This is a genomic window from Sphaerisporangium perillae (assembly GCF_023276435.1).
Classification (GTDB): Bacteria; Actinomycetota; Actinomycetes; order Streptosporangiales; family Streptosporangiaceae; genus Sphaerisporangium; species Sphaerisporangium perillae.
Genome location: NZ_JALLPO010000079.1, coordinates 1 through 21,577 on the forward strand (window position 1 = coordinate 1; position 21,577 = coordinate 21,577).

Annotated in this window: 20 protein-coding genes and 3 pseudogenes; 15 read left to right on the top strand and 8 right to left on the bottom strand. The window is 68.6% G+C overall.

All coding sequences use genetic code 11. The features are described 5' to 3' along the window. The first annotated feature begins 603 nt into the window (after positions 1-603). Genes MYF83_RS41135 through MYF83_RS41150 form a run of 4 tightly spaced genes read left to right on the top strand, consistent with a single transcriptional unit; the run spans position 604 to position 1,636 of the window. A complete protein-coding gene (locus MYF83_RS41135) occupies positions 604-762 on the top strand; it encodes a hypothetical protein (protein ID WP_248966245.1) in 159 nt (52 codons plus the stop codon). Continuing rightward, positions 735-959 (top strand): hypothetical protein, encoded by a 225-nt coding sequence (locus MYF83_RS41140; RefSeq protein WP_248966246.1) that lies wholly within the window; start codon positions 735-737, stop codon positions 957-959. The genes MYF83_RS41135 and MYF83_RS41140 overlap by 28 nt, the downstream gene beginning before the upstream one ends. Positions 960-968: 9 nt before the next feature. Next, positions 969-1,241 carry a hypothetical protein gene (locus tag MYF83_RS41145; protein WP_248966247.1) on the top strand — a complete coding sequence of 91 codons (273 nt, stop codon included), beginning with the start codon at positions 969-971 and terminating at the stop codon, positions 1,239-1,241. Beyond that, positions 1,238-1,636, top strand: coding sequence for a Tn3 family transposase (locus tag MYF83_RS41150; protein WP_248966248.1), 399 nt, complete (start codon positions 1,238-1,240; stop codon positions 1,634-1,636). Before MYF83_RS41145 ends, MYF83_RS41150 begins: the two co-directional genes overlap by 4 nt. Positions 1,637-1,671: 35 nt before the next feature. Here the strand turns inward: MYF83_RS41150 and MYF83_RS41155 are convergent, their stop codons facing one another. Next, positions 1,672-2,619 (bottom strand): M56 family metallopeptidase, encoded by a 948-nt coding sequence (locus tag MYF83_RS41155; RefSeq protein ID WP_248966249.1) that lies wholly within the window; start codon positions 2,617-2,619, stop codon positions 1,672-1,674. Between the two features lie 13 nt (positions 2,620-2,632). After that, positions 2,633-3,037 (bottom strand): BlaI/MecI/CopY family transcriptional regulator, encoded by a 405-nt coding sequence (locus tag MYF83_RS41160; protein WP_248966250.1) that lies wholly within the window; start codon positions 3,035-3,037, stop codon positions 2,633-2,635. A 207-nt stretch (positions 3,038-3,244) separates the two neighbouring features. Here MYF83_RS41160 and MYF83_RS41165 point away from each other — a divergent pair, with 207 nt between their 5' ends. The 5 genes from MYF83_RS41165 to MYF83_RS41185 are packed head-to-tail and all read left to right on the top strand — an operon-like array spanning position 3,245 to position 8,178. Then, a complete protein-coding gene (locus tag MYF83_RS41165) occupies positions 3,245-3,961 on the top strand; it encodes a phosphatase PAP2 family protein (protein WP_248966251.1) in 717 nt (238 codons plus the stop codon). Next, positions 3,958-5,226, top strand: a complete 1,269-nt coding sequence (locus tag MYF83_RS41170; protein WP_248966252.1) for a glycosyltransferase family 4 protein — start codon at positions 3,958-3,960, stop codon at positions 5,224-5,226. The genes MYF83_RS41165 and MYF83_RS41170 overlap by 4 nt, the downstream gene beginning before the upstream one ends. 8 nt (positions 5,227-5,234) lie before the next feature. Further along, the gene (locus MYF83_RS41175) at positions 5,235-6,092 is read left to right on the top strand and encodes a DMT family transporter (RefSeq protein WP_248966253.1); all 858 of its coding nucleotides are present in this window, start codon (positions 5,235-5,237) and stop codon (positions 6,090-6,092) included. A 26-nt stretch (positions 6,093-6,118) separates the two neighbouring features. Beyond that, complete coding sequence (locus MYF83_RS41180) at positions 6,119-7,366, top strand: glycosyltransferase (protein WP_248966254.1); 1,248 nt, start codon at positions 6,119-6,121, stop codon at positions 7,364-7,366. Between the two features lie 44 nt (positions 7,367-7,410). Continuing rightward, positions 7,411-8,178 carry a DUF998 domain-containing protein gene (locus tag MYF83_RS41185; protein WP_248966255.1) on the top strand — a complete coding sequence of 256 codons (768 nt, stop codon included), beginning with the start codon at positions 7,411-7,413 and terminating at the stop codon, positions 8,176-8,178. Here the strand turns inward: MYF83_RS41185 and MYF83_RS41190 are convergent. Beyond that, the gene (locus MYF83_RS41190) at positions 8,165-9,346 is read right to left on the bottom strand and encodes an MFS transporter (protein ID WP_248966256.1); all 1,182 of its coding nucleotides are present in this window, start codon (positions 9,344-9,346) and stop codon (positions 8,165-8,167) included. The two genes, MYF83_RS41185 and MYF83_RS41190, sit on opposite strands and share 14 nt — an antisense overlap. A gap of 38 nt (positions 9,347-9,384) precedes the next feature. Here MYF83_RS41190 and MYF83_RS41195 point away from each other — a divergent pair, with 38 nt between their 5' ends. Further along, positions 9,385-9,954, top strand: coding sequence for a Chromate resistance protein ChrB (locus MYF83_RS41195; protein ID WP_248966257.1), 570 nt, complete (start codon positions 9,385-9,387; stop codon positions 9,952-9,954). Positions 9,955-10,082: 128 nt separating this feature from the next. Here the strand turns inward: MYF83_RS41195 and MYF83_RS41200 are convergent, their stop codons facing one another. Continuing rightward, positions 10,083-10,373, bottom strand: coding sequence for a hypothetical protein (locus MYF83_RS41200; RefSeq protein ID WP_248966258.1), 291 nt, complete (start codon positions 10,371-10,373; stop codon positions 10,083-10,085). Between the two features lie 139 nt (positions 10,374-10,512). Beyond that, complete coding sequence (locus MYF83_RS41205) at positions 10,513-10,716, bottom strand: helix-turn-helix domain-containing protein (RefSeq protein WP_248966259.1); 204 nt, start codon at positions 10,714-10,716, stop codon at positions 10,513-10,515. 334 nt (positions 10,717-11,050) lie between these two features. On the opposite strand from MYF83_RS41205, the pseudogene MYF83_RS41210 reads away from it, so the two are divergent. After that, positions 11,051-11,340, top strand: a pseudogene (locus MYF83_RS41210) (transposase); the annotation flags it as partial. A 116-nt stretch (positions 11,341-11,456) separates the two neighbouring features. Here the strand turns inward: MYF83_RS41210 and MYF83_RS41215 are convergent. Continuing rightward, positions 11,457-12,503 (bottom strand): fatty acid desaturase family protein, encoded by a 1,047-nt coding sequence (locus MYF83_RS41215; protein WP_248966260.1) that lies wholly within the window; start codon positions 12,501-12,503, stop codon positions 11,457-11,459. Positions 12,504-12,511: 8 nt separating this feature from the next. Beyond that, entirely contained in the window at positions 12,512-13,603 is a 1,092-nt protein-coding gene (locus MYF83_RS41220; protein ID WP_248966261.1) for a ferredoxin reductase, read from the bottom strand. Positions 13,604-14,408: 805 nt separating this feature from the next. Here MYF83_RS41220 and MYF83_RS41225 point away from each other — a divergent pair. The 3 genes and pseudogenes from MYF83_RS41225 (at position 14,409) to MYF83_RS41235 (ending at position 16,628) form a co-directional block, all read left to right on the top strand. After that, positions 14,409-14,804: a hypothetical protein gene (locus tag MYF83_RS41225; protein WP_248966262.1), complete on the top strand. Its 396-nt coding sequence runs from the start codon at positions 14,409-14,411 to the stop codon at positions 14,802-14,804. Positions 14,805-14,860: 56 nt separating this feature from the next. Next, positions 14,861-16,039, top strand: a pseudogene (locus tag MYF83_RS41230) (ISL3 family transposase); the annotation flags it as partial. 436 nt (positions 16,040-16,475) lie between these two features. Next, positions 16,476-16,628: a hypothetical protein gene (locus MYF83_RS41235; protein ID WP_248966263.1), complete on the top strand. Its 153-nt coding sequence runs from the start codon at positions 16,476-16,478 to the stop codon at positions 16,626-16,628. Between the two features lie 119 nt (positions 16,629-16,747). On the opposite strand, the gene MYF83_RS41240 is transcribed toward MYF83_RS41235, so the two are convergent. Then, entirely contained in the window at positions 16,748-20,464 is a 3,717-nt protein-coding gene (locus tag MYF83_RS41240) for a tetratricopeptide repeat protein (protein WP_248966264.1), read from the bottom strand. 718 nt (positions 20,465-21,182) lie between these two features. On the opposite strand from MYF83_RS41240, the pseudogene MYF83_RS41245 reads away from it, so the two are divergent. Next, positions 21,183-21,368: pseudogene (locus MYF83_RS41245) on the top strand (Tn3 family transposase); the annotation flags it as partial. Positions 21,369-21,577 lie beyond the last annotated feature (209 nt).

Consider the following 21,577-nt stretch of genomic DNA (forward strand, 5'->3'; position numbering starts at 1 on the left):
AGTGGCGAGCTGGCGCAGCGACATCTTCGCCTGCTGCCGCTGCCGGCGAATGTATTCACCGATCAAGCTGCCCCTGCCAGTGCCATACCCCATCCTCAGCGACGGTGCTTGCAATTGCGAACAATCTGACATACAACAGCCAGCAAAGATGTGTCAGGCTGGTAGCGCCGATAGGACGACCGAGGCGGCCGCGATCGTGAACCGGCGAGGGAATGCCGGTACAAACCCTGACACCAGCCTCGATCAGCAACGTCTTCACGCGTCAGGCGACCAGCACCATTGCTGCGATCGAGGCGTCAACGCTCTTCCCAGATGTAGTCCTCGTCCTCGTCCTCGTTCCAGACGACCGAGGTGTCGTCAGGGTCAGGCAGCAGGTCCTCGTCGTCGACGTCGTCGAGGTGCTCAGGCGTCATGATGTCTCCCCGTCATGCCGAGGTCGAGGCGGGCCGACCGTCTCTCAGCGCTCTGGTGCAGGTTGCCATGCCTGTCATCCCCGCACCGCTGACCACAACTCCCCTAAATGAGGCAAAAGAACCGATCGAGGAGTCCGGTTTGGCTTTGTTGGCGGATGCTGCCCAAGCTGCTGGCTGCGATCGAGTTCAAGTGCAACAACACCGCCCACCGGCCGGTGATGGATGCCTGGACCTGCTGGCCCGCCACGCCGACGTGCCCAACAAGATCCGCCACTACGTCTCCGCCGACAAGGTGCCACTCGCCGGCGTGGTCCCGGACGGATGGCGGGTCTGGACGGCGACGGGGTGATCGAGCGGGTCTCCTACGAGCTGTGCGTGCTGGTGGCGGTGAAGAACGCGTTGCGCCGCCGGGAGATCTACGTGGGCGGCGCCGCCCGCTGGCGCAACCCCGAGGAAGACCTGCCGGCCGACTTCGAGGACAACCGCGTCGTGCACTACGAGAACCTGCGCCAGCCGCTGGACGTGGCCGAGTTCATCGCCATTTGAAGGGAGGCGATGCGCGGCTCGGTGTCCGACTGTGCGGCCGCGATCACCAAGAAGCGCTCCGGCGGCACCAAGGTCACAACCCACCGTGGTGAGCCCCTCTGGCATGTGCCCGACCTGGGCAAGTTGAGGACGCCGGAGAACTTGCGGGCGCTGCACGCCGCGGTCGCGGCGCGCTGGGGCGTCATCGATCTGCTGGACTTCCTCAAGGAGTCCGCCTTCGTCACGCAGTTCACCGATGAGTTCTCCACCGTCGCCACCCGCGAGAACACCCGCGCGAGATGATCCGCAAACGCCTACTGCTGGTGCTGTACGCGCTGGGCACCAGCATCGGGATCAAGCGCGTCGCCGACGGCGGCAAGCACGGCGAGAGCAAGGCCGCGCTGCGAGCCACCCGCTACCTGGTCGTCAACCGCGACAATCTGCGCAAGGCGATCGCAACCCTGGTGAATGCGACCCTGCGCACGCGAGACCCGGCCTGGTGGGGCAACGGCACCGCGTGCGGAAGCGATTCAAAGAAGTTCGGATCGTGGTCCTTCAACCTGATGACCGGCTACCACGTCCGCTACGGCGGCCACGGCGTGATGATCTACTGGCACGTCGAACGCAAGTCGGTGTGCGTGTACTCCCAGCTCAAGTCCTGCTCGGCCTCAGAGGTGTCGGCAATGGCTTTGGAATAGGGGTAGCGAGAGCAGTGGAACCGAAGTCCCGTTGGCTATCGCAGGCGGGCGAGATCGAAGAGGGCTTCCAGGTCGTGGGCGGCCTCGATGGAGCTCAGGGCGGCGGCGAGAAGGACCGCTGCTGCGGTGGCGGCCAGGGGCAGGGTGCGACGGCCGGGTGGGGTGGTGAGCAGGGCGGCTACCCGGCGGGGTACGGGTCCTGCGGCGCGCAGGGATGCCGGGCGGCGGCCGAGGATGCCCAGGGCGGCGGCCGGGAAGCGCGTGCGGCCACCGGTGCGGGAGGCGGCCAGGGCGGCCTTGCCCACGGTGCGGGCGACCCGGCGGCGGTCGCCGCAGGCGGCCGCGGCGTGCTCGTCGGCCCAGCGTTCGACGGTGTAGGCCACGGCGGTGGCCAGTGGCCGCAGCAGGGGGTTGGCGGCGGCGGCCAGCTGGGTGGCAGCGGTGAACAGGTAGTGGCGGCCGGCGAGGTGTGCGCGTTCGTGGGCGAGCAGGATGTCGCGTTCGGCGTGGTCGAGGGCGTGGAGCATGCCGGTGGAGACCACGATGCGGCCGGGCCGTCCGGGCACCGCGAAGGCTTCGGCGGCCGGGTCGTCGGTGACCACGAGCTCGCCGGTTCCGGGTAGGCAGGCGGCTTCGGCGGCGGCGGCGAGCAGGGTGCGGGCGCGTCGCCAGAACATGCGCGCGGCGGCGGCCGCCGCGGCGGTCAGCAGCGCGCCGGCGATCAGGGCGACCCACAGGGCGGTCGGGTCGTCGCGCTGCATGACGCGCGCGGACCAGTTGCCCACGGTGTCCACGAGGGGGATGCGGGCCAGCCCGGCCAGTGCCAGCAGGGCGAGCGCTGCGGAGCTGGCGGCGGCCAGCGCTACCGCGGAGACGGTCAGCAGCCAGGTGGCAAGCCGCGGGTCCAGGCGGTCGGCGAGCGGCCGGGCGGCCAGAGCGGCCAGGGCTGGAAGGAGCAGCGGCAGGTAGACGGCGATGCGCATGCGCGGGTGCTCCTTACTGCCCGGGGTCGAGGTCGGCGCCCAGCAGGCGGCGCAGCAACTGCTCGTCGCCGGCGGCCAGGTCGTCGACGAAGCGGGCCAGGACGGCCTCGCGGTCGGGTTCGTTCTCCAGGACCTGGCGCATTTTCCGGGCGGCGAGGCCGGGTTCGTCGGCGGCGGGGGTGTAGGCGAAGGCCCGGCCGCGGGGGGTGCGGGTGAGCACGTTCTTGTCGTGCAGCCGGGACAGGGTGGTCACCACGGTGCTGTAGGACAGGGCGCCGCCCAGGGCGGCGCGGACCTCGCCGGGGGTCAGCGCCTGCGGCGCCGCATTGCGCAGGACGGTCAGGACCTCGGCCTCCAGCGCGCCGCCGGCCCGGCGCCCGCCCGGCGAACCGGCGGCGCTGTGTGCGTTCGCAGGCATCGAGTTGGTCACCCCTTCCGCTATCTTCTACAGTCGTGTAGAACTTCTACTGTCGTGTAGAAGCCAAATCTGTTCGACAAGTGTGCCATGCGCACCCGTACCTCCGCACCACCGGAGGGCGGGGACGCGGAGGAGAAGAGGAATCCCGTTGTCCCTGCTGCCCGCAGCCACCGCACCGCCGCCGCACCGACGCAAGGGCCACGCCGTATGACATCCATCGCTGCCGTGTCCCTGCACGGCCCGCTGTCCGCACTTGAGGGCCTCTCCTTCGACGGCGACTGGTACACCGCGGTCACCGACGCCGCCCGGCACACGCCCTGGCTCAACGCGCCGGCCCAGACGTGGACCACCTACGGCGTCCTGGTGTTCGGCGTGCTGCTCGCTGCCGCCTGGTGGGGCGCGCGCGCCACCGGCGGCCGGGCCCTGGCCGCCGCCTTGTGCGCGCCGGTCACCACCGCCGCCGCCCTCGCGCTCAGCGCGGCGATCAAGCTGGTGGTCGCCGAACCGCGCCCGTGCCGTGCCTTTCCGCACGCCTTCCTCCTGGAAGCGTGCCCCCCACCTGGCGACTACTCCTTCCCCAGTAACCACGCCACCCTGGCCGGCGCCGTCGCCGTCGGCGTGCTGCTGGTCAACTGGCGCCTGGGCGTCCTGGCCGGGATCGCCGCGCTGGCGATGGCCGCCTCTCGCGTCTACGTCGGCATCCACTACCCGCATGACGTGCTCGCCGGCCTGGCGCTCGGCGCCATCGTCGCCTGGGCCGGCTACCTGCTGCTGCGCCGGTCGGTCAGCCCGCTGGTCCAGGTGCTCGCCCGTACCCGCCTGCGTCCCCTGCTCGCTGCAGTCGCGCCCGCCACTGATGCCGATCGCGTGAGCCGACCCGTGCCGACCCTGGCAGGCACGCCCGAACCGGAGAGCGGCGCATGAAGATCTCCTTCTTGATCCACAACGTGTACGGGATCGGCGGCACCATCCGCACCACCCTGAACCTCGCCGCCGCGCTCGCCGACACCCACGAGGTGGAGATCGCCTCGGTGCTGCGCCACCGCGAGCAACCCCGGTTCGCCATCGACCCCCGGGTGAGGGTGGTGCCCTTGGTCGACATCCGCCCGGACGGCCGGGACGCGGCGAATCCGTTGCTGCATCAGCCGGCCCGGGTCTTCCCCTCCGCCGAGGGGCGGTATCGCCAATACAGCCGGCTCACCGACCAGCGGGCCGAGGAGTACCTGCATGAGTGCGGCGCGGACGTGGTGATCGGCACCCGTCCCGGTATCAACGTCTACCTCGCACGCTTCGGCTCCCCGGGCGCCGTGCGCATCGCGCAGGAACACCTCACCCATGACACCCACAGAGAGAGGCTGCGCGCCGAACTGGCCCGCCACTACCGCGTGCTGGACGCCGTGGTCACCACCACCAAGGCCGACGCCGCCGCGTACCGGGCGAAGATGCCGCTGCCGGGCGTGCGGATGCTGGCCGTGCCCAACAGCGTGCCCGAACCACCGAACCCACCCTCGGACGGCACCGCCAAAGTCATCGCCGCGGCCGGGCGGCTGGTCCGCGGCAAACGTTTCGACCTGCTCATCGAGGCATTCGCCGAGATCACCGCCAAGCACCCCGACTGGCGCCTGCGGATCTACGGCGGCGGCACCCAGCAGGACCGCCTGCAGCAGCTCATCGACCGCACCGGCCTCACCGGCCGGGCGGCGCTGATGGGACCGCACTCGCCGATCGAGGCCGAGTTCGCCAAGGCGTCGATCGTCGCGGTCTCCTCCGACGCGGAATCCTTCGGCATGACCATCGTCGAAGCGATGCGCTGCGGCGTGCCCGTGGTCAGCACCAACTGCCCGCTGGGCCCCGCCGAGATCATCCACGACGGGGTGGACGGCCGGCTCGTCCCCGTCGGCGACCCGCATGCACTGGCCGGCGCGTTGCTCGACCTCATCGACGACGAACCGGCACGGCGACGCATGGGCGCCGCCGCACTCGCGAGGGCCCGCCGCTACGACCCCCCAGCAATCGCCCGCCGCTACGGCGAGCTGTTCGCCGAACTGCACGCCAGCCGCCGCACCCGGGCCTGGGAACGCCGCCGCGCTGCACTACGCGCACGACTGGGCCGGGCCGCGCGCCAGGTGCCCTACCTGCACCGGCTCCGCGCGGCCATCCCATCCGTGCTGCGGGAAAGCCTGCGTTGACCTCACAGATGAGTGTGCTCGCAGCCGGCGTGGCGCTGCTGGGTTCGATGTTCTTCGCGCTGGGAGCGGCGTTCCAGCAACACGAGGCCGCCCGTTCCGCCGAGCCCAGCCTGCGTGTGCTCCTTCGCAGGCCACGATGGCTGCTCGGTGGCGCGTCCATCGCTGTCGGGGGCAGCCTGCACATCTTCGCGCTGAGCATCGGCCCGTTGACCATGGTGCAGCCGATGGGGGTGGCCAGCCTGCTGTTCGCCCTTCCGATCGCCGCCGCGTTGCATGGCCGCAGGCCCACGGGCCGGGAGATCGCCGCCGCGTGCGTGGTGAGCATCGGGCTGATCGGGCTTGTGCTCCTGGTCCCGCCGTCCGTCAAGGCCTCGACCCTGACCGGCTCGGGCGCGGCCACGATGCTCGCGGGAACCGCCCTGACCGCCCTGCTCTGCTTCGGCCTCGCCCGGCGCTCGGCCGGCGCCGCCCGTGCGGCACTGCTCGCGGTCGCCGCGGGAGTCATGTACGGCGCGACCGCGACGATCACCCGCGTCCTGGTCGAGGGACCCGGCTGGAACCTGTGGCTCCTCGCCGTCCTCCCGCTCCCGGCGGTGACGGCGTTAATGCTGCTCCAGCGCGCGTACGCCACTCCGGCCCGCCGGGACGCGTCGCGCGATCGGCGTCCGCGCGGGGAGCCGGGGACGAACCACTTCGCCGTGGCGTTCGCCACGCTGCAGGTGACCGATCCGCTCACCGCCGTCACCTGCGGCACCCTGCTCCTGGGCGAGCCGCTGCCGGCCAACGCGTTGGCCGGCGTCGCGGCGGCCCTGCTGGCCGGAGCCGGAACCGTCGCACTCGCCCGGACCACCCCGCTGACCCGATGAGCGCCCCTGCCGAGGATCGGAGCCCGATGAATGCCATCCCCCTTAACGCTGTGCCGACCTCCACCGCCGGAGGCCAGGTGTCCCCCGCGCTGGCCAAGAGCCCGGTCGCGGGTAGGCGCCGCACTGTCCTGATCGCCACCGACACCTACCCGCCCGACGTCAACGGCGCCGCCTATTTCAGCCACCGCCTCGCCGGCGGCCTGGCCGCCCGAGGCGCTGAGGTCCATGTGGTGTGCGCTTCCGACCAGGGCCCGTCGCGCACCGAGATCATGGACGGAGTCGTGGTCCACCGGCTGCGCTCCGTGCCGCTGCTCGTCCACCCCACGATGCGGGTCAGCGTTCCCGCCGGGCTTGGCCGTACCCTGTCGAGGTTGATCGAGCAGGTGGGCCCGCAGGTGGTCCACGTCCAGGGGCACTTCGTGGTAGGCCGGGCCGCGGTCGGGGCGGCTCGGCGGATGCGGCTGCCCGTGGTGGCCACCAACCACTTCATGCCGGACAACCTGTTCCAGTTCGGCCACATCCCCGCGTGGCTCCGCGAGCGCGCGGGGCAGGTCGCCTGGCACGACTTCCGCCGGGTGTTCGCCCGCGCCGACCGTATCACCGCCCCCACCCGGATCGCGGCGGGGCTGCTCTTCGACAAGGGGTTCACCCGCGAGGTTGAGGCGGTCTCCTGCGGCATCGACCTGCACCGGTTCCAGCCGCAGCCCCAGCAGTGGGCGCGGCAGCGGTTCGAGCTCGCCGACCGGCCGACCATCCTGTTCGTGGGCCGTCTCGACGAGGAGAAGCGCCTGGATGAGCTGGTGCGGGCCCTCCCACACGTGCTCGACCACGTCGACGCGCAGGCCGTGCTCGTCGGGACCGGCGGAAAGCGGCCGGTCCTGGAACGGCTCGCGGCTCGGATAGGGGTCGGCGAGCGGGTGCGCTTCCTTGGCTTCGTCCCTGACGCCGACCTGCCGCAGGTCTACTCGGCCGCAGACGTGTTCGCCATGCCCGGCATCGCCGAGCTGCAGAGCATCGCCACCCTGGAGGCGATGGCCAGCGGCCTTCCCGTGGTCGCGGCCGACGCCATGGCGTTGCCGCATCTCGTGGCCGACAACGGCCACCTCTACCAGCCGGGCGATGTGCGGGAGCTGGCCCGGCACCTGACCGCCATCCTGACCTCGGCCGAGCTCCGCGCCTCGATGGCCAAGGCCAGCCTCGCGCTGGCCGCCACCCACGACCACCAGCACTCCCTCGCCCGCTTCGAGGCGATCTACGCGGAGCTCGCCGCGTGAGCCCGCCAGCCCGGACGCATGGTGAAGCCCGTGGAGGAGGCCTCGTGAACGGACTCGCGGTCGCGGGGCCCACCCTGACCCTGGCGGTGATGTCCTACCTGCAGGTGGGCTTCGCCGGCGCGGTCAGCCCAACGCACGGCCTGATCAGCGACTACGCGTGGCTGGCCGGGGCGGGACCGTTGTTCGCGCTGGGCGTGCTTTCCCTCGCGGCCGGCTCGATCGCCGTCGCATACGGCCTCGCCCAGGTGGAGCGGTCGCGAAGCGTGGCAGCCCGTGCCCTGCTCATGGCAGCCTCGGCGGCCCTGGTGCTGACAGCGCTCTTCCCCACCGACCGCATGCCGGGCATGCGGTCCTTGGGCGGCGACATCCACCGGTGGTCGGTGGCGGTCGTCTTCACCGGCCTGCCCGGCGCGGGCTGGATCTTGGCTCGCCAGACCCGGGAGCTCCCCGGCTGGAGGCGGGTCAGGCGACGGATCCGGCTGATCAGCGTGGTCTCGGTGCTCGCACTGGCCGCCTTCCTCCTGTGCCATCCCGGCTCGCCCGTCGCCGAGCTGATCGGCGGTCCCGGCTTCTATGGCCTGCTCGAACGCCTGGTCGTGCTCGTCGAGATCGTTCTCGTCCTGGCGATGGCCGTTCCGGCCCGGCTGGCATGGTCCTGGATGGTGAGGAAACCGAAGATTGGGCGCGGTTTACGGAAATACCACCCGCACCGGGACGCTCGCGCTGGGCCGCGCGTCCCCGCGCGCTCGCGGAACTGCGGTAAGGGTCAGGGGGACAGGATCAGTGGCAGCGGGCACGTCATTCGGCCGTAGTAGTGGTACGGCGGGCCAGTACGGCAGCCGCGGCAGTCACGACGACAGCCAGGACCGCGTAGCCTCCCGCCAGGCTGGCCGCCGCGGCGAGGCCGCCGACCAGCAGGGGGCCGCCCGCGTCGCCGAGCTCACGGCCGAGTTCAGCCGAGCCCATGGTCTGGCCCATGCGTTCCTCCGGGGTGGCAGAGGCGAGGGAGGCGAAGGCCAGCGGGGTGATCAGCCCAGTGCCGGCGCCGATGCCGACGGCAGCCAGCAGCACGCCGGGCAAGCCGGGGAGCATCGCGGCGGCCAGCCCGGCCGCGGTGATCAGCAGCCCCGCGGTGATGCCCGAACGTGCGGTGATCCGCCCGGAGTCCAGCGCCCGGCCGGCCCGGGGCTGGACAAGCGCGGCGCACGCGGCGAGCACGGAGACGGCGGCGCCGGTGACCACCGGGCCCAGACCGGCGACGGCACCGGACACCGGCAGGAAGCCCACCCCGACCGACAATGCGGCGGTGGCGGCCGCCAGCGCGGTGGTCGGCCGCAGGAAGCCGCCGTCGGCCAGTCGCCGGGCCAGGTCGAACACCGTCTGACGGCGGCGCGGCAGCGGCGGCACAGCAGGCACGGCCAGTACGGCCCAAACGGCGACGGCCACCGCCAGCACCGCCATCACGGCGAACAGCAGAGACAGGCCGCCGAGCCAGACCAGCGCGCCGCCGAGCAGCGGCCCGAGAGTGTAGCCGATGCTCTTGTAGAAGCCGTAGGAGCCGAACGCCCGGCCGAGTTTGGCCTTCGGGTTCAGCCGCGCCACCAAGGCACCGGCCGAGGGAGAGAACGCCGAGGCAGCCGCGCCTTGGGCGAGGCGGGCCAGCCATAGCCACCGCGCATCGTCGATGACGAAGAACGCAGCAGAAGCGACGGCGAACCCGGCAAGGCCGCCCAGCAGGACCGGGCGGGCGCCGATCCGATCGGCAAGGGTGCCGAACACCGGCTTGAGCACAACCTCCGCGCCGTCGTACAGGGCCAGCAACAGACCCAGATAGAGCAGCGAAGAGGTCAGATCCCCGGTGGCCTGGCCGAGGTTGGCGGCGATGCCGTGCGCACCGAACGCCGTGGTGAAACCCGCCGCGTACAGCGGCCACATCCGCCAGCGGGCCGCCGCCTGAGTGCCGTATCGCTCATCGAACATTCCTCGATGTTACACTTGTAACAAATGGAGGTGTAACAGTGGAGCGGCAATGGATTTTGCTGGTGTGCCGGATGCCGGCCGAACCGGCCCGGCACCGCATGGCGCTGTGGCGGGAGCTGCGCCGGGCCGGCGCGGTGCCGATCGCTCAAGGGGTGTGGGCGCTGCCCGACCTGCCCGCGGTGGCGCCGCTGCTGGCCAAGGCCCGCCAGCACACCGACGCGGCCGGCGCCGACCTCACCGTGCTGCACGCCGCCGGCCACGACCCGGACTCCGCCGCCCGGCTCGACCGGCTGTACCAGGACGCCCGCGCGGCCGAGTGGGTCGAGTTCCGCGCCGACTGCGACAAGTTCCTCGCCGAACTGGACAAGGAGCACCGCATCGGCAAGTTCACCCTGGCCGAACTGGATGAGGAGGAGCAAAGCCTGGACCGGCTGCGCCGCTGGTACCGGGAGCTGCGGGCCCGAGACCTGCTGGGCAGCCCCGCCGCCGTCGAGGCCGAGCAGCACCTCAAAGGCTGCACCGAGCGCCTCGACCAGTACGCCGAACGCGTCTACGCCACCCTCGGTATGCCCGCCGACCAAGCCGTGCCCGACCGGGGCAACTCATAGCGACGGGAGCGCCGCGGTGGACCGTTGGCTGATCGACACCCTGACCGGATTGAGCCCGGCACGTCAAGTCTGGTGTCTATCGCCTCCGGGACGGCACCGTCCACGACGGGTGAGCATGAGCCATCGGCCTACCGATGATCGTCGAAGGTCACGACCACCTTTTCGGCCGCACCCGGTGTGAGGGCGAGCTGGAAGGCCCGCTCGGCCTCGGCGAAGGGCACGCGGTGACTGATCAGTTGGGCGAAGCGCTCCTGATGCTCCGCGATCTCCGGAGTGACCTCGAAGATCTCCGTGGGGTAGCCCTGAGACGCGATGGAGTCATCTCGCTCCTGAGCATCGCGCCGAGATCGATGGCATCGGACTTCTTCTGCACGGCGACCATGACGAGTTTCGCCCCCCACTTCGCCGATGCCGTCCACGCCGACAAGGACCGCCTGCCGTGAACGCTATCGAGGAGTACTCGGGGTTGAGGAACCGGCGGACAGCCGTTATCGATGAGAACGATCTTGCTAGGGTGCCAACTGGCGGAAACGGGATGTGGGATGGGACAGGTGCTGGTCAGCGTCGCGCGAGTGCTGCGTAGGCGGTGGAGCGGCCGATTTTGAGGGTGCGGGCGGCTTCGGTGACCGAGACGCCGTCGTCGACCAGGCGGCGCAGTGTGGCCAGTTCGGCGGGGCCGATAGCGCGCGGCCGGCCGGTCTTCTTCTTGCCCGGAGCATTCGCGCGGGGCGCCGAGTCGTTCCTGCGCGAGTCGATCGGCATCGCCCGGCAGGTCGGCGCAGGCGGGATTGTGGTCGCGCGCGGCGACTCGGCGCTCTACGCCGCGGGCGCCATCGCGGCCTGCCGCGACAACGACGTGCGCTTCTCACCGCGAAGATGGACCCGAAGATCAAAGCGGCGATCGCCGAGATCGGCGAGTCCGCCTGGGTTCCGATCAAGTACCCCAATGCCGTCTTCGATGAGCAGGCCGGCCGGTGGGTGTCGGACGCCGAGATCGCCGAGGTCACCTACACGGCGTTCACCTCCCACAAGAACCGTTCGGTGACGGCCCGGCTGATCGAGCGCCGGGTCCGGCGGCTCAACCTGCAGGCCGCAGCTCGCCGACACCTGGGGCACCCGCTACCCGGCCATCGTCAGACTCTGGGACAACGCCTGGGAGGAGTTCATCCCGTTCTTGGACTACGACCTGGAGATCCGCCGGGTGCTGTGCAGCACCAACGCCATCGAGTCGCTGAACGCCCGCTACCGCCGGGCGATCAAGGCCCGCGGCCACTTCCCTGGACCCGGCCGGTCAAGGGGGCACGATGGGCCGTGCGATGGAAGCCGGCCCTCAACGCGTTCTCCATCACCTTCGGCGACCGGTTCCCGGCCGCTGAAACCTACTAACCCGAAGACGCCGGAAACACCTTTAGCGAGACAGACCCGGTGTCACACCCCGGGGGGAACGCCAGCTCGTCGTCTCGCTCCGAGCTCCCGTCGACAGGCCAGCCGTCCGGACACCTTCACGTGGGCAGGGCCAGCCGGAAAACGCGCTTCCACACCGTGGCGGTCTGGCGGAGCAATGAACCGCTGTTGTAGGGGAGCCCAAACCGCTCGCAAAGGGCGCGGACGCGGGGTGCTATCTCGGCATACCGGTTGCTCGGGAGATCCGGGAAGAGGTGATGCTCGATCTGGTGGCTGAGATTCCCGGTCATGATGTGGAAGAGCGGGCCACCGTCGAGATTGCAGGAGCCGAGCAGCTGGCGTAGGTACCATTCGCCGCGTGTCTCGCCTTCGATCTGTTCTTCGGTGAAGACCGCGGCCTCATCGGGGAAGTGACCGCAGAAGATGACGGTGTGCCCCCAGACGTTGCGCGTCATGTTGGCGGTGAGGTTGCCGATCAGAACGGGCAAGAACAACGGCCCGGCGAGCAGAGGAAACGCCACGTAGTCCTTGACGACTTGGCGCCCGGCCTTGTGGAGAATCGCGCGTAGCTGTGTGAACGCCTGACCCCAGCTCTTGTCTCCGCGGCGCAGGCGCTCCAGCTCGAGATCGTGCAGCGCTATCCCCCATTCGAACAGGGGTGCCAGCATCGCATTGTAGAGAGGCTGACCAAGGTAGTAGGGATGCCAAGGCTGCTCGGGGCTGAGGCGCATCAGCGAGTAGCCGATGTCCCGGTCCTTGCCGAGCACGTTCGTCCACGTGTGATGCAGGTAGTTGTGGGTGTGCTTCCACTGGCTGGCCGGGGACACCAGGTCCCACTCCCAGGTGCTTGAGTGGATCTCGGGGTCGCGCATCCAGTCCCACTGTCCATGCAGGACGTTATGGCCGATCTCCATGTTCTCAAGGATCTTGGCGGTGGCCAATGCGGCGGTCCCGGCGAGCCAGGCCGGGGGCAGGACGGAGGCGAAGAGCAGCGCACGGCCACTCACCTCCAGGGCACGCTGTACGGCGATGACGCGCCGTATGTACCGCGCGTCGTCCTCGCCCCGGCTCGCGATCACGTCATCGCGGATGTTGTCCAGCTCGCGGCCGAACTCCTCGATATCTGCCCCACTGAGAGTCTTCACGAATCACCTCAAAGCTCGATCTCGACAGGGCCGGCGGCGGCCGACACGCAGGTCTGGACGAGTTCTCCCTCTTCTCCGTGTTCACGCCCGGTCCGCAGGTCGCGGACGCGGCCTGACCGCAGCCGTCCCGTGCAGCTGTAACAGATGCCCATACGGCAGCCGCTCGGCATGAGGACGCCCGCGTCCTCGCCTACGACCAGCAGCGGGGTTGCGCCGTCGGCGTCTGCCTCCTGTCCGCTCGGAAGAAAGCGAACACGTCCGCCGACGCCTCTGGTCGATGCCGCCACGACCGGGCGGAAGTGCTCCACGTGCAGCCGGGTGGCGATGCCGGCCTCGCGCCAGCGCGTCTCGGCCTCCTCGAGCATCCCGGGCGGTCCGCACATCCAGACCCCACGCTTGGACCAGTCCGGACACAGATCCGGCAGCTGCGACAGGCTCAACCGACCGCCTGACCTCGTGTACTGCTCGTGCAGGCGCAGGTTGGGGAACCGGCCGGCCAGCCTGCGGAGCTCGGCCCCGAAGATGACCTCCTCACGCCTGGGCACCGAGTGCAGCAAGATCACATCCGGCATCTCACCGCGCCGTACCAGGCTGCGCAGCATCGCCATCACGGGCGTGATGCCGCTTCCCGCAGTCACGAACAACAGGCGGGATGGGACCGGCTGCGGCAGCACGAAGCCGCCCTCTGGCCGGGTAAGCCCAATGACCGTCCCGGGCTCGATCCGGTGAACGAGATGGGTGGAGACGATGCCGTCAGGGGCCGCCTTCACCGTGATCGTGACACGACCATCGGCGCGCTCCGGCGCCGAAGACAACGAGTAAGTACGCCAGTGCCGTACGCCATCGACGTCGACGCCCACCCTGATGAACTGGCCGGCTCGATGGGCGGTCCAGCCACGGCCGGGACGGATGGTGAGGCTCACCGCATCCTTGGTTTCAGCGTGAACCGCCTCGACGCGTCCGCGTAACTTTCTCGAGGACCACAGGGGATTGATCAGGCCGAGGTAATCGTCGGGCATGAGAGGCGTTGTCAGCCAGCCGACCGTGTCCGCAACGCGCAACGCGACCCCGTCCATCGAAGTCCTGGCCAGGGCAGTCATAGAGAGGGCCTCCTTCTCGGACCGGACCTACCCTTGCGCAGCCCTAACCACGGGCGACGTTCCTCAAGGAGGACATAGATCATCGACACGGTGCCGGCGGGGCAGCAGCGATCCACATTGGTGGACAGACGGTCACGGCGCTCACCCTTTCGCCGCTTCGCGGTTCTGTGCGCCTCACATCGATGACCGGGCCCCGGTTTTAAGAAATATGTCTTGAGTTCCCTGTAGGCCTCTCCGGGTCGTCCTGCCGCAGGACTAGGGCGTTCTTCGTGCAGAGCACTCCGATCTGGCGATTGAGGAGGCCTCGGGATCGGTGAAGCTTCTCCCTCTTCGTTGACGTTCTTGTAGCGGTAGTGAAGCCGAGGAGTTGCGTGCTGGCTCGCCCGAGGACGTCTCGGCCTGGGGTGAGCGTTGCCCTGGTCGCAGAAACGCCTACTCACATGCGGTTTGCCGCCCTACGCGAGCTCAGGCCTCCCCACCACTTATCGGGCCGCCCCGTCCGCCGTCGCTGCTTGCTGGTGCTGTCCGGTGCCGCGGCCGGATCGCTGGCCCTCGTTCTCGCGAACCCAAGGGTGCATAACCGTTCAGGCGACCACGATGGTCCGGCATCGACTCTTGGGTTCGCGCGAACTCTGGGCTTTCACGGCAATCGGCTGGCGTCAGCATGCGGCCCGCCTGAACGACGAGCTGGTATTCGCCGTCGACTCGCCGGGTGGCCGCGATACCAGCGGTACGGCTTGGCCACCGCGGCTGCTCGCCGTTGGCGGCCTACCGGATGGCGCTCGGCCTATCCCACGCTGAAGTCGTGGATCACTACCGGGCGCAGTCGCCGGCGGCGGTCATGGACCAGACGACCCTGTCGAGGCTGGAGTCCTTCCCCGGCTATGGCTCGAGAGCGCCGCTCGCGACGCACATCATCACGTTGGCGAGCGTCTACCGGACGACGCCGCTGACGCTGCTGGAACCGAACTCCCTGGACCGGCTCGACTCGCAGGAGCGGGACCTCCTCATCCGGTGCAACCCGGGGTTCTCCACCGCGCCGCCCAACCTGGGTGCGCTGCCGCTGCTTTCGCTGGAGGACGAGCAGTACCAGCAGGGCCGTGAGGATCGGGACTGTACGGTTTTCGGCTCTGGCACGAATTCGGCAGTGACAGAGTGTGCGAGCTGGCAGGGTGATCTTGGTGTGCTTCGAAGATCTTGAGGGTAGCAGCCCGTTATGCTCGCCGCACCGTGGGGTTGGCCGCGCTGATCGCGGACCTGGCGGTGACGCCGGCCGGCCGCGCCGGCGCGGTCGTACTGGCCCGCCTGGCGGTGAACATCTCGCGGACGACGGTGCTGCGCTTGTTGATGAGCCTTCCTGCCCCGACCGGGCCGGTGCCGGCAGTGCTGAGCGTGGACGACTTCGCGCTGCGGCGCGGCAACCGCTATGCGACCCTGCTCATCGACGCGGTCACCCACCGCCGCATCGATGTGCTGCCCGATCGCAAGGCCTCCACGTTGATCGCGTGGCTGCGCGAGCACCCCGGCGTCCAGGTCGTGTGCCGGGACGGCTCAGCTGCCTACGCTGAGGCCATCCGTCAAGGTGCCCCGGATGCGGTGCAGGTCAGCGACCGGTGGCATCTGTGGCACGGTCTGGCCGCTGCGGTGGAAAAGACCGTGGTCGCCCACAGTCGCTGCCGGCACACCGCAGGACCCCGCCGCACCGGTGCGCTCGCCGAACGAACCCGCCGCAAGCACGCGCAGGTCCACACCCTCCTCGACCAAGGGCTCGGACTGGGCGAGTGCGCCCGGCACCTGGGCTGGGGGTTCAACACGGTCAAACGCTACGCCCGCGCCGCCTCGGCCGACGACCTGCTGCGCCCGCCCAAATACGGCGCCACCCTGGTCGACCCCTACCGACAACACCTGCGACGCCGCCTGGCCGAAGAGCCCGGCGTGCCGGTCACGCATCTGCTGGCCGAGATCCGCGAGCGCGGCTACACCGGCAGCGCCAACCTGTTGGTGCGCTACCTCAACCAAGGCCGCGCCGACCCCGACCGCACCCCGCCCTCACCACGCCGGCTGGTCTCCTGGCTCATGAGCCGCCCCGACGACCTGCCTGCTCACCGCCGCCGACACCTGCAGGAGTTAATTCCCGCCTGCCCGCACCTGACGGCCCTCGCCTCGCGGGTGCGGGAGTTCGCCGCCATCCTCACCCAGCGTCGCGGTCACGACCTTGACGATTGGATCAGCACCGTACGCGCCGACGACCTGCCCGCCCTGCACAGCTTCGCCCTCGGCCTGGAAAAGGACAAACAGGCCGTCATCGCCGGGCTCACCCTGCCCTACAGCAACGGCCCCATGGAAGGCACGAATACCAAAGTCAAGCTGCTGAAACGACAGATGTACGGCCGCGCCGGCTTCGCCCTGCTGCGGCAGCGGATCCTGCTTTCCTAATCACTCACTGCCACCACCGAATTCGTGCCAGAGCCGAAAACCGTACAGTCCCGAGCTACCCTCTTGGGCTCGGATGTTGTTCTCTATGCCTACGACCGTGCTTGTGACAATGTCGGCCTGAAGACGTACACGGGTGGCGGATATTCTGTGGCATCCACTGGCTGTGGCACAAGTGCTAGCAAGAGGTTCAGTCGGTCGACTTCGGGAAGTTCCTATTGGGTCGTGGTCGGGGGTTACGGCTCACAGACGAACTTGATTCCGATCTAGTGCCGTAGCAGCTTGGGTTTGCCCTGTTTCGTGGTGACACGCCGATTGAGGTCCTACTTGGTCGGCGTGATCGCTTCAGAATCTGTGTGGCTAAACGGGTTCGCGTACGTCAGATCGATGACGATGAAGGCAACCGGCTGCTGCGGATCGTACGGCGGGGCAGCGGTCGGTGGTGACCTGGCGGCGGGCGCAGATGGTGCTGCTGTCGGCCCAGGGCATGCAGGGGGACGATAGGAAGATCGCGCAGGTGGCGTTCACCAGCGAAGACCGGGTCCGGGATGTGATCCACAACAGCAACGCCGATGGATTCCACTCGAACTGACGTAGGTGTCGACGATGCTGGTGTCCCCGGCGCAGTCGTACTGCCACCGTCCTCGATGATCCGCGTCTTCGACACGACCCGGCCCGCGTTGGCCGCCAGGTAGCACTACCTACAAGCCCTTACTCACGTCCGGAGTGATCGATGAGGGCACGGACGTGCTCGGTCTCGGGCGTACCGATGTCAGTGAAAATAGCGAGCGCTTCCTGCCAATGGCGTATGCCGACTTGGCCTCCTGGGGTGTGGCGCAATGCGGTGCCGAGGTGCACCAGGGCGCGGGCCTCGCCGAGCCGGTGACCGCTGTCGCGGTGAAGGTCGATCGCCTGCCGGGCATGGTCGACCGTTTCGGCGAGTTCACCTCGGTTGAGGTGGATCTCTGCAAGCGCGGTAAGCGCCTGACCTTCCCGAACTCGAAAGTGTGCTTTCCTGGCTATGGCAAGGGCGTCGCGGCTGAAAGCTCTTGCTTCGTCATAGTTGCCGAGGTGTGAGTTCACACTGGACAAACCGATGAGAGCTTCCGTCTCGGAGTTACGCATACCCGCCTCCTGCGCCAGAAGAAGCCCTCGTGTGTAAAGGTCGATGGCCTGCTGATGACGCCCGAGGCTGTCGTAGGACGCGGCGAGAGCGTTGCAGGAAACGGTTTCCCAGTGGTGGTGGCCGACGTCCTCGCTCAGGCGAAAGGCGGTGCGGGCGAATTCCAGGGCCTCGGTGACCCGGCCCGCGTCGCGGTGGAGTCTGCTAAGAGATGCGAGTGGGTCGACCTCGCCGGCGTGGTCCCCGCTCCGGTGGGCCAAATTCAGGGCTTCATACAGGTAGTCAGCGCCGTGGGCGAGTCTCCCGAGGTCGTGGTAGACCTGGCCAATGCTGCACAGGGTCGAACATGGCCCGCTTGCGGAGCCAAGTTGCCGCCAGACGTTGAGTGCGCGGATGAGGTAGTCGGCGGCCTCTCCCAGCCGCCCGCGCTCCCGCTCGGTGTTTCCAAGGTTGTTCAGAATGACGAGTTGATGGTGCGGATGTGAACCGAACCGCCGCCTGAGGTCGAGCGCGTGAAGCAGATTTTCGGCCGCGTCTTCCAGTTGCCCCAGGTCCCCGTATACGGATCCGGTGTTGAGGAACGCCGTGACCTGGCCTTCCTCCCAGCCGGCCTGCCGGCTGAGTTCCGCCACGTGGCCCAGATGCACGATCGCCTGCCGGCGGCGGCCCAGTGTGTGGTAGGCGTGAGCGGTACTGAGGTGTAAAGCCGCTTGCCCGTGTACGTCACCCTCGGCGTGAGCGGCGCCCAGCCCAGCTTCGGTAACGGTCAACCAGTGGATAGAGTGCTGACGTCGTGCGAGGTAACCGCGCAGGGCGTCGGCCAGGAGCCACGCGGCTGGGCGCGGCCCGTGTTGTGCTGCATGGGTGATGGCGGCGACAAGGTTGACGTGTTCGGCGTCCAGCCAGGCCAGCGCGCTGCTGGGCCCGTCGAAACCGGCGGGGGCCGGTTCTGACGGCGGCGCGCCCTGCGGTAGCCGTATCAGGTGCGGGTACAGCAGTTGCGCGGCCGCATTGGCGGTGTGCAGGTAGTGGTCATACAGCCGCCCGGTGGCGGCGCCGCGCTCGTCGTCGCTGTCCTCGTCGCGGTCACGCTCGGCGGCGTATAGACGCAGCAGATCGTGGAAGGCGTACCGGCCGGCGGCGTGCTCGCTGATCAGATGTGCGCTGACCAGTTCGGCCAGGAGCGACCGTACTCCTCCCTCCGGTATGTCGGCCAGACGCGCCGCGGCGCCGATGCCGATGTCAGGTCCTGGATGGATGGCCAGCAGCCGAAACAGACGTGCCGCATCACTGCTGAGGGTGCGGTAGGACCAGGAGAAGACCACCCGCACCTGAGTGGCGGAGTCGCCGCCGTGAAACGCGTCCAGGCCGCCGGACGCCTGGCGTAACTCATCGGCGAGGGTGGCCAGGGAGAAGCGAGGGTTCATGATGGCGCGGGCCGTCACGATGGCCAACGCCAAGGGAAGGCGGGAGCACCGGGCGATGATGGCGTCCACCGCCTCCGGTTCGGCAGCGACCCGCTCGGCACCAACGCGGCGAGCCAGCAGTTCACGTCCTTCGTCAGCCGACAACAGGTCCAGGGCCAAAGAGTGGGCGCCCTCGATGGCCACCAGACCGGACAGCTGATTTCGGCTGGTCACCACGACGAGGCAGCTTGCTGCGCCGGGCAGCAGCGGGCGGACCTGCTCGACATCTCTGGCGTTGTCCAGCACCACCAGAATTCGACGGCCGGCCAGCAAGCTGCGATACAGGGCCGTCTGCGCTTCGAAGGTCGGAGGAATCCGCTGCGCAGGCACCTGCAGTGCGTCCAGAAAACTCCGGATCGCCTCCGCCGGTTCCATGGCCGAACCGGTCGCGTCGAATCCCCGCAGGTTCACATACAGCTGCCCATCGGGAAACCGGTCGCGAACGCGGTGAGCCCAGTGCACCGCCAATGTGGTCTTGCCGACACCGGCGGTGCCCGACACGGCCATGACCGTCAGCGCGGCGGGCTGTTCGGTGGCGGCAGCCCAAAAAGCGTCCAGCCGGGCGAGCTCCCCCAATCGGCCGGCGAAGCCGCGAGCGTCAAGTGGGAGCTGCGCCGGAGCGGCTTCTTGCGTGTTCGCGGTCGAAACCGATGCGGGTGGGGAGTGGTTCGCCGCACTCGGTGAGGGCGTCTGGTGCAATGCCGGTGACGTGGGCCCGGTATCGGTGCACGGGTCATCGTGAAGGCGAGTAGGGGTGGGATCGGAGCTGTCGATCTCACCCCCGGAGGCTGTCAGAGCTGTGCCTTGTTCTCTTGATCCGGGGCCGGGGAACTGCTGGCGGAGCACTTGTAAATGCGCGGCCGTCAGTTCGCGCCCGGGCTCGACGCCCAGCTCATCGGCGAGTCTCGCGCGAATGGTGGTGAACAGACGCAGCGCGGCGGCTTGTTCACCGCCGCCGGCCATCGCCAAGACGAGGCGGGCCTGCAGCCCCTCGTGCATCGGTTCATCAGTGGCGAGTTTGCGCAACTGCGTGGCGGCGCTCCGGTAGTGACCGCTTGCGAATGCGAGGTCGGCGAAGGCCAGACCGGCAGCTATCCGACGTTGATTGAGCGCCACAGCGGCAGGGTGGTGACGCAGCCGAGAACCGGCGTCGGCCAGCACAGGACCTCGCCAGCACTGCAAAGCCTGACCGAGCAGCTCCCTCGCCGGCGCCAGGCGTCCGTCATCCTGCGCGGTCCGGGCGCGTCTCAAGAGATCGTCGAAGCGTGCAAGGTCGAGGTCGACGGCCCCCAGCTCCAGGGTGTATCCGCCGTGAGTCAGCGCGAGGATGGCGACCGGTGGGCGGTGCTGCCGCTGAAGCGGCTGGAGCAGCCTGCGAAGAGATCCGATGTAGCCCTGCACCAGGCTCAGACACGTTTTGGGCGGTCGATCTCCCCACAGCACGTCAATGATCTCCTCGCGGGACACCTGCTGCGACGGCTGCAGCGCCAGCAGCCCGAGCAGCTCTCGCTGCATGGCGGATCTGATGTCGAGCGGAGCGTCGTCCCTTCGAACGGAAAGTGCTCCCAGCACACCGATATGAACCGGATCTGCGATCGCCGTCGTGGTGGCCGCTCGAGCGGTGGTCAGCAATATCTCGAGGTCATCGCCGGTGATGCCCAACGCCTTGGCCAACCGCTGTAGCGAAGACACCCGTGGACGGTTGACACGGTCTGTCTCGATGTCACGCAACGAGCGCTCGCTCACACCGGCGAGATCCGCCAATTCCTTCTGGCCGAGGCCCGCGCTCAAGCGACGGTCACGGATCAATTTCCCGACTGTGTACCGCACTGGCTCCATAGAAACCACACCTATCATGATCATGCGCTGCCGGGTGGGATCTGCCGTTGATTCTGCCGGTTTCTGCCGGTCCCTGCGCGCGACCACGAAGTCTGAGTGCCGCCTTCACGACATCGGTCCAGGTCATAGCGGAAATGACCAGGCAGTCATTGTTGCCGGTATGAGTCGCATGGATTCATGCCGCCACCACGGCGCCTTCGACGTGGCCCTCGCTTATCGTTTCCTCAGTACACCACCTGTGACGGAACCCATCCGAAGAGGGAGAACAGGAATGACGCAACCATTGACGGGAAAACTCGCGGCCGTGGCAGGTGCCACCGCCATCGCCTCCGCGCTGGCCCTCACTGCGACAGCGAGCCCGGCGAACGCAGCCACCGGGTGGGACCGATGCACGCCGAGCTACTCCTGCTACTTCAGCGAGGCGAATGGAAATGGGTCGTACTGGCGAGCGCCCTCGTGTGGCTGGCACAAACTCCCCTTCAGAGCCTTCTCCATGTGGAACCGCGGAGGCGGTAAGGTCTGGTTCTATAAGGCGGACTACAACTGGGATGGTTGGGGTCCCTACAACATTGGTTACAAGGGGAGCGTCGGAGGAAACGCCTCCGTGTACATTAACGTTGCCTGCTGAGTCTGAGGGTTCGTAGCGTCGACCGCGATCACCTGTCGATCATCGCTGTCAGCCACAGACCCCCGGAAGAGATTTCCGGGGGTTCGACTGAAGCTCATCGAAAAGATGTGGCCGGACCTGATGCGGGTGGCGATCTCCATCCGCGAAGGTCGGCTGAACTCGGTTACCCTGCTGCGGCGCCTGGGGCCGGGCTCCCGCATGAACGAGATCTACAAGGCGTTCCGAGAGGTCGGCCGGTCCGTGCGCACGGTGGCGTTGCTGCGGTACCTGGCGGATGTCTAGTCCCACGAGATGCTTGACGTTTCTGTCCCAGGACATGTCGCCGACGACGCCGACCTCATCGACGACGACGGCAACCCCCTCCCTGCCAAAATGGATAGAGGTAGCAAACAGGCGCAAAACTCTGCATCGAGGGTGGGGAAGGAGACATCCCTTCGTGGGAGCGAGCAAGCCGGATCCGCAGATCCCTGACCCGCAGGTGCGTG